Raw genomic sequence first — 12,217 nt, forward strand, 5'->3', positions numbered from 1 at the left:
CCATGTCGTTCCTCCGCCGCCGCAGCGCCGCCATGCCGACCGGACCGGATTTCGACGTCCTGGCCATGGACCCCGGAGACTGGCCCGGCAATCTCGGCGCCGGGCTGCTGCCCGGTGAGGACGGCAGCTGCCAGGGCATCTTCCTGCGGTACGACCTCTTCGGCGGGCGCGGCCCCGCCATGCTGATCGGCAACCTCCCCGAGGGCTCCCCGGCCCGCGAGCTGGAGGAGGGCCAGGTGCCCTTCGAGGTGGCTCAGCTGCTGGTCGCCCTCGGCAACGAGGAGCCGGTGACGGTCGTCGGCACCGAGGACACCCCGGTGATGCAGGGCGACAATCTGCTCATCGTCCGCCGGGTCAAGCTCTCCGAGGGCCGCATCGCCTGCTCCCAGTTCGACCGCAGCGACGGTGTCCTGGTCACCATCGCCACCTGGGACCGGCCCATCACCGACGACCTGTACCAGCTGCTCAAGCCGCTGCCGGCGGAGATGTTCCAGCAGGGCTGAGCAGCCGGCACGACATCGGTCAGCTCTGCGTCGAGCGCAGTACGGTCACATCCTCTGCCTTCACGTAGGCGACCCGGTGCCCGAACTGGATCTCGTAGTACTGCTGGGTGCCCTTCACCACCACGTGCTGGGAGGCGTCGAAGGTCACCGACCGGTAGTACTCGCCCGTCGTCTTCTGCCCGAGCACATAGCGCTGGCCGGCGAGCAGCTTGTACGACAGCGCCGAGATCGACTGCACCGGCACGGTCGACGGATACGCCGACGCCTCCGGGTAGGCGCGCCCGTACACCGGAATGTCGGTCAGGCCCTGCTTCGGGGTGACAACCCAGCCCTGGGCATTGACGGCCGTCGGCTGCGTCTTCGGGTTGTGGAACCAGGCCTTCTGGCCGAGGTACCAGATCGCCGTCCAGTCGCCGTCGCGGTCGGCGACCGCGTACTGCTGGCCGGTGGAGGCGCGGGCGCCGGTGTCGTTGACGCCGGTGGTCGACGTGCCGGTGGTGGTGTGCAGCCCGATGTCCTTCACCAGCGCGGAGTCCTCGCTGGGCTCGGTGTACAGGCGTACGGCCTCGGAGCCGCGCGCCGGGCAGGTGTCGCCGGCGGCGGAGCAGCTGGTGTAGACGGGCTGGTTGGTCTCGTAGTCCGGGCGGATGGTGACCAGGCCGCCGCCGGGTCCGGCGGTGGCGTGCAGCGGGGCGCCCATCAGCTCGAAGTAGTGCGCCCAGTCCCAGTAGGGGCCTGGGTCGGTGTGCATCCCGGCGATGTACGAGGTGGTCGGGCCCGGCACATTGTCGTGGCCGAGAATGTGCTGCCGGTCCAGCGGGATGTCGTACTTGTGCGCCAGGTACCGCACCAGACGGGCGGAGGAACGATACATCGCCTCCGTGTACCAGGTGCCCGGGTCGGTGAGGAAGCCCTCGTGCTCGATGCCGACCGACTTGGCGTTGACGTACCAGTTGCCCGCGTGCCAGCCGACGTCCTTGGTCTTGACGTGCTGGTCGATGTGGCCGTCGGAGGAGCGGACGGTGTAGTGCCAGGCCAGATAGGTGGGGTCCTGCACGAGCTTGAGAGCGGTGTCCCAGGTGCCCTCGGTGTCGTGGATGACGATGTAGTCGACCGACTGGTCGTTGGGACGGTCGGCGAGGTCGTGGTTGCCGTAGTCGCCGGCGCCGAACTCCTCGTACGGGGCCGGCAGCCACTCGCACGCCACGCTGAGCGGGCACTCCGTGTCGGCGGCGTTGACCTTCCTGAGCCCGAGGCCGCGCACTTGCGCGGTGTCCGGGGCGAGACCGGGGTGGCCGGCCAGCGTGATCCGCTCGCCGGTGTCGGTGGTGCGGGCCTCGCCGTCGCGGACCACCTGGAAGACGTCGTCGGCGAAGGTGGCCGCCGTCGCGGAGTCGTCCGCGCCGGAGTACGCCGCCACCGCCCCGTACCAGGCGGCCGGGTCGGAGGACGAGCCGAGCGGCCGGTTCGAGGCCTTCTGGGCCGCCGCCAGCAGCGCGGCGCCGCCGGCCACATTGCTGGCCGGGTCCTCGCGCAGAGCCTTGGCCGACAGGCCGCTGACGTCGGCCGCCCGGTCGAGCGTGGTGAGCGAGGCGGGCAGGTCGGATGCGGCGGGGGCGGCCGTGCCGGCCGTGGTGACCAGCGGCCGCGTGGTGTCGCCCCGGGCGTCGTCACCGCCGTCACCCGTCTGGGGGTAGTCGGCCAGGGCGGTGGCGGCGTCGGTCAGATGCATGGGGCCGTAGCCGGCGGTGACACTAGGCAGGCCGTTATGGGTGTCCCAGCGCGACTCCATGTACGAGACACCGAGCAGCACGCTTTCGGGGACCTGATAGCGATCGGCCGCGTCGGCGAACGCCTGCTGAAGCGTTAACGCTCCCGGGGCGGCCGCGCTCGCGGCGGGTGCGGCCATCGGCAACAACGCGGCGATGGCGACCGCCGCCGTCGCCAGTCGGGCGGATCTGGGCGAGCCTCGCACTTGTGAGCCTCCTGTGGTGGTGAGAACCACAGAGGTATCTGCTTGTCAGCGATCCGTCAACTACCCCTCGGCGTGTGTGTTTACGCACGTCAGCGCCCGTACCGGGAACCACCCCGGTACGGGCGCTGTGGCCTGCGGCGCGTCAGTTGTCTGGACCACGGGCGGCGCGGTCCAGACCCCGTCAACGCGTGCCGACGGCCGCCCGAACAGCCCGCCGGGCGAGACCGCAGTCGTCGTGCAGCCGGCGCAGCAGCAGCCGCTGCTCCTCGCCGATCTCGGCCGCGTTCGCCGCCGCCGGGACCGTGCCGCGCATGGTGCGCTGCACCGCGGTCTCGTACGTACGGATCTCACGCGTGAGCACGAGCATCAGGTTGACCAGGAAGGAGTCCCGGGCCGCCGGGCCCGCGGCCTGGGCGGACTGGCTGATCTGGCGGCGGGTGGCCGGGTCGTCGCCCAGGATCGACCACAGCGTCGCGAGGTCGTACCCGGGCAGGTACCAGCCGGCGTGCTCCCAGTCCACCAGGACCGGGCCCGCGGGGGAGAGCAGCACGTTCGACAGCAGGGCGTCGCCGTGGTTGAACTGCCCCTGTACGTGGGCGAGTCCGTGCAGCAGCTTCTGCAGGTCGCCCATGTCACGGTCAGTGAGCAGCCCCAGCTCGTGATAGCGGGAGATACGGGCCGGATAGTCGATCGGCGCTTCGAACACGCCCGACGGCGGCCGCCACAGATTGACCCGGGAGAAGGCGGACAGCACCGCCCGTACGTCTCCGCGGGCCGGGGCCTCGGTCGGGTGCCGCCGCTGAGCCGCGACCCTTCCGGGCATCCGCTCCAGGACCAGCGTGCAGCTCTCGGGGTCGGCGGCGATCAGCCGTGGCACCCGGGCCGGTGGGCGGTGTCGTACGAACGCGCGGTATGCCGCTATTTCGTGCTGGAAGCGCTCGACCCACGCGGGCGAATGGTCCAGCAGGACCTTGGCCACGGCGGGGCTTCGCCCGGACGTGCCGACCAGCAGGACCGACCGGCTGCTTCGCCGCAGCATCTGAACAGGGGTGAACTCCGGGCAGATCCGCTGCACCGAGGCGATGGCCGTGCGCAGCTGCGCGCCCTGTGGGCCGGTCAAGTCGAGTCTCCCGCTGAGCGGATGGGAGGTGCCCGCGGGCATGGGCCGCCTGGCGGCCGGGATGAGACGGGGGCGCAGTCCGGCGTCGGTCCCGGAGACGTGGGACGGCCGGGGCGGAGCGGACACGGAGGACGATGCTGAATACATGAGGGGGAGACAGATCCCTTCGTGTGCCTGCGAGCTCTGAGGGTGTCGTGCTGATTGCAGGGACGGCGGACAGGTGGCCGGGGCCGGCGCGTGGACGGGACCGAATCCGGTGTCGGCGTCCGGTCCCGCACCCTGGGGAATGCGGGTTCCGGGCCGGTGGTCCGGTCGTCCACGCGCCGTACGCCCTTCCCGGACAAGTACGCACCACCAGCATCAGATGTTCAACGGTGACCGAAGAATGTTCTGAAGTGTTCGTACGTGACCATCCGGGACCGGCTGCTGCCGGCCGGGGTGGCGCAATCTCACCTGACCACCGCGCGCGGGTGGCAGACCATGTGGCGCACCCTGGCGAACCCTGGCGAATGCTCGCGAGGCACTGGACCGGCCATTACTGTCATGTGTGCCGAGGAACCTGGGGGCTTGACGTGGCCAAGGAATCCAACACACGACTTGCGGACCTTTTCGCCCTTACGGGCTGGTCCAAAGGCGAACTCGCACGACTGGTCAACCGGCAGGCGGCCGCAAGCGGCCACCCGCAGCTGGCGACCGACACGTCGCGCGTGCGCCGCTGGATCGAGACCGGTGAATCACCGCGCGAACCCGTCCCGAGTGTGCTGGCAGCCTTGTTCACCGAGCGTCTCGGCCGTGTCGTAACCATCGAGGATCTCGGGTTCGGCCGGCATCGGCGTACGGGAAAGAAGCAGGCCGTTGACGACCTGCCCTGGGCACCGGAACGGACAGCCGCGGTCCTCACCGAATTCACGGGAATGGACCTCATGCTCAACCGACGCGGTCTGGTGGGCGCGGGTGCCGCGCTCGCCGCCGGCTCCGCGATCAGCGGCGCCATGCACGACTGGCTGCGCGCCGACCCGGCGCTCGCTGCCGACAACCCCTCGTTCGGCGACCCCTTCGCCGGCGAGATCATCTCGTCCGACCGATACGAAGCGGCGCCCGTGGGCTCCGAGGAGATCGAGGCGCTCGAGCGCTCGGTCGAAGTCTTCCGCGCCTGGGACGCGGCCCGCGGCGGCGGGCTGCAGCGCAAGGCGGTCGTGGGACAGCTCAACGAGGTGGGAGGCATGCTCTCCTACCACCACCCGGCGCACCTCAAGCGCAGGTTGTGGGGGGTGGCCGCCAACCTGGCCGTCCTCGCCGGGTGGATGTCCCACGACGTGGGCCTGGAGCCCACCGCCCAGAAGTACTTCGTGATCGCCGCCCACGCGGCCCGCGAGGGCGGCGACCGGCCGCGCGCCGGTGAGGCGCTGTCCCGCGCCGCCCGCCAGATGGTGCACATCGGCCGGCCCGACGACGCGCTGGACCTGATGAAGCTCGCGAAATCCGGCTCCGGCGAGGCGACGCTGCCACGCACCCGCGCCATGCTCCACACCATCGAGGCCTGGGCGCAGGCCTCCATGGGGCGCGGACAGGCGATGCGCCGCACCCTGGGCGAGGCCGAGGAGCTGTTCGTCTCCGACAACGGCGATGTGCCACCGCCGAGCTGGATGCAGAACTTCGACGAGGCGGATCTGCACGGCATGGAGGCCCTGGCCTTCCGTACCCTCGCCGAACACGATCCGACGGCCGCCAACGCCGCACAGCACCACGCCAAGCAGGCACTGGAGCTGCGGTCCACCGGCCACAACAGGTCGCAGATCTTCGACTACATCTCGCTCGCCTCGGCCTGCTTCATCGCCGACGATCCCGAACAGGCCGACAGCTACGCGCGGTTGGCACTGCTGGCCATCGGGCAGACCTCGTCCCATCGCACCTGGGACCGGCTGCGGGAGATGTACCGGCTGACCGGGCGGTACGCGGACTACACCAGGATCCAGGACCTACGGGCCGAGATCCAGACCGCGCTGCCGAGGGCCCCGAAGAGCCGGAACACGTCCATCTAGCCCCCGGCCGGCGTCAACAAACCAGTCCCCACACCCGTACGGGCACGAGCCGACTCGACGCCGAACGAGCCGGCCCGGACTCACACGAACCTGGCGACCAGTACGCAGGCGTCGTCCTCGCGCTCCGGCGTGCCGAGCTCCTCGACGACGATCCGTACGCAGTCCTGCGAGGTACGGGCCTCCGCGAAGCGCGGGCCCAGATCGAGCAGCCGCCGTGCGGCCGCCCCGGCGTCCGTCGCCGAGCCGAAGGCGGTGCGGCGCGGCACCAGGCCGTCGGTGTGGAGCACCAGCAGGTCACCGGGTGCGAGCTGCTCGGTGACCTGGGCGTAGCGCGCGCCGGAGGTCGCGCCGAGCAGTACGCCCTCGGGCGGATCCAGGACGCGCCCCGTCCCGTTGCGGAAGAGCAGCGGGGCGGGGTGCCCTGCCTGTGCCCAGACGAGGGTCCGGTCCGCCGGGTCGTAGCGGCAGCACAGCGCGCTGCCCAGAGCCGGCTGGGCCGAGGTGTCCAGAAGCTGGTTGAGCCAGCCCATCAGCGGTCCCGGTTCGAGCCCGGCCACCGCCATGCCGCGCAGTGCGCCCAGCAGCATCGCCATGCCTGAGGTCGCGCTCACCCCGTGCCCGGTCAGGTCGCCGACGGTCAGCAGCGTCGAGCCGTCCGGCAGCGGGAGCGCGTCGTACCAGTCACCGCCGATCAGCGCACTGGTGGCGGAGGGAAGGTAGTGCGCCGCGAGGTCCACGGTGGTCGGGCCGCCGCTCTGCGGGAACCGCAGGGAGCCACGCCACGGCGGCAGCACGGCCTCCTGCAGCTCAACCGCCAACCGGCGCTCGGTCTGCGCGATCTGCCGCTGGCGCTGCAACGAGTCACGGGTCTCGCGCAGCGTCCGCTGGCTGCGGCGCAGCTCACTCACGTCCCGGAGCACCGCCCACATCGAGGCGGTGCCGCCGGTGGCGTCGAGCACCGGCTCGCCCACCATGTGCACGGTACGTACCGAGCCGTCCGTACGTACGATGCGGAACTCGCAGTCGATGGGCCTGCCGTCCACCAGGCACCCGGTCACGGCCTCGGACAGGATCTGCTGGTCCTCCGCGAACAGCCAGGACGGCATCTCGTCCAGGGTCAGCGGGCCGTCCGCCGGGTCACGCCCGAAGATGCGGTACAGCTCGCCGGACCAGTCGACCGCGTCCGTCAGTAAGTCCCACTCCGCGCTGCCGGCGCGGCCGAGGGCGTGGACGGCCGAGGCGGCCGGCGGCTCGCCGGTCGCGTACGCCGCGCCGTCTGATTCCTCCGGAGGCAGACCGTCCCGCAGCTGGCCGAGGTGCGCGCCCAGGTCGTCGAGCTGGTGCACCGCGAGATCGCACAGCGCGCGCTGCCAGCGCAGCTGGGGGTCCTCGTCGTCCATCGCGGAATCGCGACGTACGGCGTCGACCTTGCCGCGCAGCTGGCGGGTCTGGCTGATGAGCGAATCCACCGCGCCGGGCTCTGGCGGCTGGGCGGCGGAATGATCCTCATGCAGATGGGACGGCATGACGCTCTCCGAACATATCTCCGATGCAGGCGCTGGGCGGCTGTGCCGGACGGAAGGGCCAGTCACGACTGTGTCACAGCGCGCGACGCCCTGTAAGTGTTTCGGCGATACCTGATCCGGTGGTGTCGCGGGCATATGCCGGGAGCCTGGCAGTGGAATGGACGGGTCCGCTGAGCGCGGAAGAGTTTGAGCCGTGGCCGATCTGCGAAGATACCTCGCAACCGGCAGCGGGAAATCCCGTTGCCAGCCCCACCCCCGGCACCGGATGCTGACCTCATGTTCGATCCCGACATAGCGCCCAGTGGGACCCTTCTCGGCCTCCTCCAGCGAGGACGCGGAGACGGGACCCTGCACGCCCTCGCGGCGCAGCGAGCCGAAGCGCTCGCCGCGCTGGAGAGCTGCGTCCTGCGCGACCCACGCCACGACTGGCGCGTGGAGTCCCGCTCCCTTTATTACGCGCGGCTCTACTCCGAGCTGGAGGGCCCGCTCGACGGGATCGAACAACATCTCTTCTGCCCGGACGGCCTCCTCCCCGGCGTCGCCGTCGACGACGAGCACCGCTGCGGCCTCGCCCTGTCCGTCCTCGGTCACCTCGCCGGCTACGGCCGCCGTGACGCGCTGCACCTGCTGCGCCGGTACGCAGCCGTGGGCGGCTGCTGGGAGTGGGCGCTCGACGAGCTCGCCGTCCACGACGACGACGAGGACCTGCGCGCGCTCGGCCCCGCCGTCCTCGCCCGCTTCCCCCGCACCCCCGAGGGCGACGCACAGCTCGCCGACGCGGTGCGCGAGGCGTACGAACCCCGGCCCTGGCGGCTCTGGTCGGAACACCCGGATCCCGAGGTCGCCGTACGGGTCCGCAAGGCCGCCGAACAGACCTCCTTCGACCGCTGGCAGCGCCAGTTGCGGCCCGCCGGGCCCACCCCCGGGTGGAGTGTGCGCGCCGTACTGGACTGGGCCCAGCAGGGCCTCGACGACCACCCCACACAGCTCCGCGACGCCCCCGCCGCCCGCTGCCTCGCCGCCGTCGCCGGCCCCGAGGACCGCCCCGAACTGCTGGCCGCCGCCCGCAGCGGCCCCGACGCCGCCCGCGCCGCGGCCCTGCGTCACCTGGCCGACCGCCAGGACCCGGACATCCTCGACCTCATCGAAGCCGCCGCCGGCGGCCCGGCCGACATCGTGACCCGCGCCGCCCTCGAATCCTTCGAACGCATGCGCAGCACCGCCGCCATCACCCGCGCCCGCGTCTGGTCCTCCCGCGAGGACGCCCTCGGCTCCGCCGCCGCCCGCGTGCTCGCCTGCCGTGGCGGCACCCATGACTCGCAGCGCGTACTCGGTGCCCTCCGCCGGCTCGTCCAGCAGGACGGCGCCGACGCGGACGGCCTCGCCGCCCTGGTCGAAGGCGCCGGCCGCCTCTCCATCGACTGCGCCGCGCCCGTCCTGCGCCACATCTACCGCGAGACCTCCTCCTCCCAGCTCCGCGGCATCGCCGTCCAGGCCCTCGCCGCCACCGACCCCTCCTTCCCCTCCGGCTTCGCCGTCGAATGCCTCTGGGACTGCGAAGAGACCACCCGCGGCCTCGCCGCCCACCACGCCGCCACCGCCGACATCCGCGTCCTCGCCCAACTCCGCCGCCTCGCCGCGGACCCCGCGGAAGAAGCCGACGTCCAAACCGCGGTCCGCGGCCGCCTCCGCACCGACATCTGACCTCCCACCCCGCCCCTTCCCGAAACCAGGGGGCCAGCCCCCTGGACCCCGGAACGCCCCTTTGGGGGAGTGTCCTCAAACGCCCGAGGGGCTGAATTCGCGCCGTACCCAAAGGCGCGGAGTGAAGGATTGGCGGCGCGTTCCCCCGCCGGAAAGATCGACGTGGCCGGAATCACGCACGGGGAGCCGACAACGTCGGTATGCGTGTCGCCATCGTCACCGAATCCTTCCCGCCCGATGTCAACGGCGTAGCCCACTGCGCCCTGCGTACGGCCGAACACCTCGTCCGCCGCGGCCACGACCCGCTCGTGATCGCGCCGGCAGGACCGGCGGGCCCGCAGGACCCGCCGGCCGGCCACCACGACCCCTGCCCTGTCATCCGCGTACCGTCCCTCCCGCTGCCGGGCTATCCGCAGGTGCGGGTCGCGCTGCCGAGCCGCCGCACCGCTGCCGCGATCGCCGCGCACCGGGCGGACATCGTCCACCTGGCGAGCCCCTTCGTGCTCGGGGTGCGCGGCATGGCCGCCGCGACGCGCCAGCGGATCCCGGCCGTGGCGGTCTACCAGACCGACCTGGCCGGCTATGCCCGCACGTATCTCAGCCTCGGCGAGTCCACCGCCTGGCGCCGGATACGCACCGTCCACGCCGCCGCCGACCGCACCCTCGCACCGTCCTCCGCATCGCTGCGGGACCTGGAGACCCACGGCATCCCCCGCGTGCACCTGTGGCCGCGTGGCGTGGACTCCGTACGCTTCCACCCCGCGCACCGCGACGACGCGCTGCGCGCACAACTCGCCCCGAACGGCGAGATCCTGGTCGGCTACATCGGCCGGCTCGCCCCGGAGAAGCACGTCGAGCTGCTGAGCGGCGTGAGCGCGCTGCCGGGGGTGCGGGTGGTCGTGGTCGGGGACGGGCCGAGCGCGCCCGGGCTGCGGGAGACGCTGCCGGGGGCGGTCTTCCTGGGCCGCCGTACCGGCGACGAGCTGGCGCGGATCTTCGCGTCGCTGGACGTCTTCGCGCACACGGGGCCCTTCGAAACCTTCTGCCAGACCGTGCAGGAGGCGATGGCCAGCGGTCTGCCGGTCGTCGCGCCCGCCGCCGGAGGCCCGCTGGACCTGGTGGACCACGGACGTACCGGCCTGCTCGTCCCGCCGGGGGACGCGGACGCCGTCACCGGCGCGGTACGGCTGCTGGCCGGGGCGCCCGGGCTGCGCCAGGAGTTCGGGCAGGCCGGGCGGGCCGACGTCGAGGGCCGGACCTGGGCCGCGGTCGGGGACCTGCTCCTGGGCCACTACGACCAGGTGCTCAGCGCCAGGACGGCAGTGGCCGCATGAACGCCTCGCTGCGGATCGTACGGCTCGCCAACTTCGTCACGCCCGTCTCCGGCGGCCTACGCACCGCGCTCCGCCACCTCGGCGCCGGATACCTCACCGCCGGCCACGACCCCGTACTGATCGTCCCCGGGGAGCGGTACGCCGACGAACTCACCGACCAGGGCCGGGTGATCACCCTCCCGGGACCGGTCGTGGCCGGCACCGGCGGCTACCGGGTCCTCACCAACCGTGCCCGCGTCGAACGGCTCCTCGAAGGGTTGGACCCGGACCGCATCGAGGTCTCCGACCGGACGACGCTGCGCTGGACGGGGCAGTGGGCGCGGCGGCGGCGCGTCCCGGCCGTGATGGTCTCCCACGAGAGCGTCGACGGTGTGTTGCGCACCTGGGGCGTGCCGACCGGGCTCGCCCAGAACGCCGCCGACCGCATCAACAGGCGCAGTGCCTACGCCTATTCGCGCATCGTGTGCACCACCGGCTGGGCGGCCGCCGAGTTCGAGCGGATCGGAGCACGCAATCTCGTACGCGCTCCGCTCGGCGTCGACCTCGACCGCTGCCACCCGGTGTACCGCGACGACGCGCTGCGCGACCGGTACGCCGGAGGGGCGCAGGTCCTGCTGGCGATGTGCTCACGGCTCTCGCAGGAGAAGCGCCCCGGGCGGGCCCTGGACGCGCTCGCGCACCTGCGGCGTCGGGGTGTGGACGCGGCGCTGGTCGTGGTCGGCGAGGGGCCGCTGCGGCCCCGGCTGGAGGAGCGGGCCCGGACCACCGGGCTGCCCGTCACCTTCCTCGGCCATGTCGGGGACCGCGACCGGCTGTCCGCGGTCCAGGCCACCGCCGACGTCGTGCTGGCCCCCGGCCCGGTCGAGACCTTCGGCCTGGCCGCCATCGAGGCCATGGCCTGCGGCACCCCGGTCGTCGTCAGTGCCCTGTCCGCCCTGCCCGACCTGATCGGCCCGGCCGGCACCGCCGCCACCGACGACGGCCCCGCCTTCGCCGAAGCCGTCGAGTACCTCCTCGCCCGCCCCGAGCAGATCCGCCGTGCCGTCGCCCGCGCCCAGGCCGAGCGCTACGGCTGGCCCGCCGCCGTCAACGCCTTCCTCACCGCCCACGACGCGCTGCCGCGGGTCACGGCACAGGGGAGCGCCAGATGACGCAGCTGCGGTTCGTCGCGCTCGGCGACTCGCTGACCGCCGGCCTCGGCGACCCGCTGCCGGGCGGCGAATGGCGGGGCTGGGCGGCGCTGCTGGCTCCGGCCCTCGCGGAGCAGCCACACCGCTCGCGGTTGCTCAACTGCTCGCGCAGCGGTGCGCTCACCGCCGACGTGGCGGGCGAGCAGCTCACGGAGGCGCTGAACCACCGTCCGCACCTCGCCTCGGTCGTGGTCGGGGCGAACGACACCCTGCGCGGCTCCTTCGACATCGAAGCGGTCGCCCAGCACCTCGACTCCGTCTTCGGCGCGCTGCGCGCACAGGGCGCCGGACTGCTGACGGCCTGCCTGCCGGACCCGGGCCGGATGCTGGGGCTGCCCTGGCCCCTGGCACGGCCGCTGGGCCGGCGGATGCGGGCGGTCAACCACGTCGTCCACGCACTGTCCGACCACTACGGAGCCGTGCATCTGCACACCGCCCACCACCCCTGGGTCTTCGACCGTGCCTCGTGGAGCGCCGACCGACTGCATCCGAGCGAGCTGGGCCACCGGTTGCTGGCCAGGGAGTTCCACGCGCTGCTGGCGACGGCCGGGCTGGCACACGGTGCACCGCCGTCCGTCGTATCCGACGGGCCCGGTCCCGGCCGGGCGGCGAGCGCGTACTGGATGGCCACACGCGGCACCAAATGGGTGTGGGACCGCTGTACAGATCTGCTGCCCGACCTGCTGGGACTGGCCGTCGCCGAGTGCCGCCACCAGGCCTCCGGCACCGGCACCGCCCTGGAGCTGAACGCGCACCGGGCGACCGTGCGGGCCATAGCCTCGCTCAAGCTTTCGTCGTACGAACCGCTGGAGGCAGCCTGACC

General features: G+C 72.5%; 9 protein-coding genes. 6 read left to right on the forward strand and 3 right to left on the reverse strand.

Annotated elements, in window-relative coordinates; genetic code table 11:
• Positions 1-2: 2 nt before the first annotated feature.
• A complete protein-coding gene (locus ACFXJ5_RS31190; RefSeq protein WP_384638430.1) occupies positions 3-503 on the forward strand; it encodes a hypothetical protein in 501 nt (166 codons plus the stop codon).
• Between the two features lie 19 nt (positions 504-522).
• Here ACFXJ5_RS31190 and ACFXJ5_RS31195 read toward each other — a convergent pair whose 3' ends face one another.
• Positions 523-2,412, reverse strand: a complete 1,890-nt coding sequence (locus ACFXJ5_RS31195; RefSeq protein WP_384638541.1) for an N-acetylmuramoyl-L-alanine amidase — start codon at positions 2,410-2,412, stop codon at positions 523-525.
• A 247-nt stretch (positions 2,413-2,659) separates the two neighbouring features.
• Positions 2,660-3,745, reverse strand: a complete 1,086-nt coding sequence (locus tag ACFXJ5_RS31200) for an aminoglycoside phosphotransferase family protein (RefSeq protein ID WP_384638433.1) — start codon at positions 3,743-3,745, stop codon at positions 2,660-2,662.
• Between the two features lie 425 nt (positions 3,746-4,170).
• Between ACFXJ5_RS31200 and ACFXJ5_RS31205 the strand changes: the two genes are divergently transcribed.
• Entirely contained in the window at positions 4,171-5,640 is a 1,470-nt protein-coding gene (locus ACFXJ5_RS31205; protein WP_384638436.1) for a DNA-binding protein NsdB, read from the forward strand.
• Positions 5,641-5,720: 80 nt separating this feature from the next.
• On the opposite strand, the gene ACFXJ5_RS31210 is transcribed toward ACFXJ5_RS31205, so the two are convergent.
• The gene (locus ACFXJ5_RS31210) at positions 5,721-7,166 is read right to left on the reverse strand and encodes a PP2C family protein-serine/threonine phosphatase (protein ID WP_384638439.1); all 1,446 of its coding nucleotides are present in this window, start codon (positions 7,164-7,166) and stop codon (positions 5,721-5,723) included.
• A gap of 276 nt (positions 7,167-7,442) precedes the next feature.
• Here ACFXJ5_RS31210 and ACFXJ5_RS31215 point away from each other — a divergent pair, with 276 nt between their 5' ends.
• From ACFXJ5_RS31215 to ACFXJ5_RS31230, 4 genes are all read left to right on the forward strand, one after another.
• A complete protein-coding gene (locus ACFXJ5_RS31215) occupies positions 7,443-8,870 on the forward strand; it encodes a HEAT repeat domain-containing protein (RefSeq protein ID WP_384638442.1) in 1,428 nt (475 codons plus the stop codon).
• Between the two features lie 200 nt (positions 8,871-9,070).
• Entirely contained in the window at positions 9,071-10,204 is a 1,134-nt protein-coding gene (locus ACFXJ5_RS31220) for a glycosyltransferase family 4 protein (RefSeq protein ID WP_384638445.1), read from the forward strand.
• A complete protein-coding gene (locus ACFXJ5_RS31225) occupies positions 10,201-11,355 on the forward strand; it encodes a glycosyltransferase (protein WP_384638448.1) in 1,155 nt (384 codons plus the stop codon). Before ACFXJ5_RS31220 ends, ACFXJ5_RS31225 begins: the two co-directional genes overlap by 4 nt.
• The gene (locus ACFXJ5_RS31230) at positions 11,352-12,215 is read left to right on the forward strand and encodes an SGNH/GDSL hydrolase family protein (RefSeq protein ID WP_384638451.1); all 864 of its coding nucleotides are present in this window, start codon (positions 11,352-11,354) and stop codon (positions 12,213-12,215) included. Before ACFXJ5_RS31225 ends, ACFXJ5_RS31230 begins: the two co-directional genes overlap by 4 nt.
• The last annotated feature ends 2 nt before the right edge of the window (positions 12,216-12,217 follow it).

The sequence above is a fragment of the Streptomyces sp. NPDC059373 genome (assembly GCF_042751495.1).
Classification (GTDB): Bacteria; Actinomycetota; Actinomycetes; order Streptomycetales; family Streptomycetaceae; genus Actinacidiphila.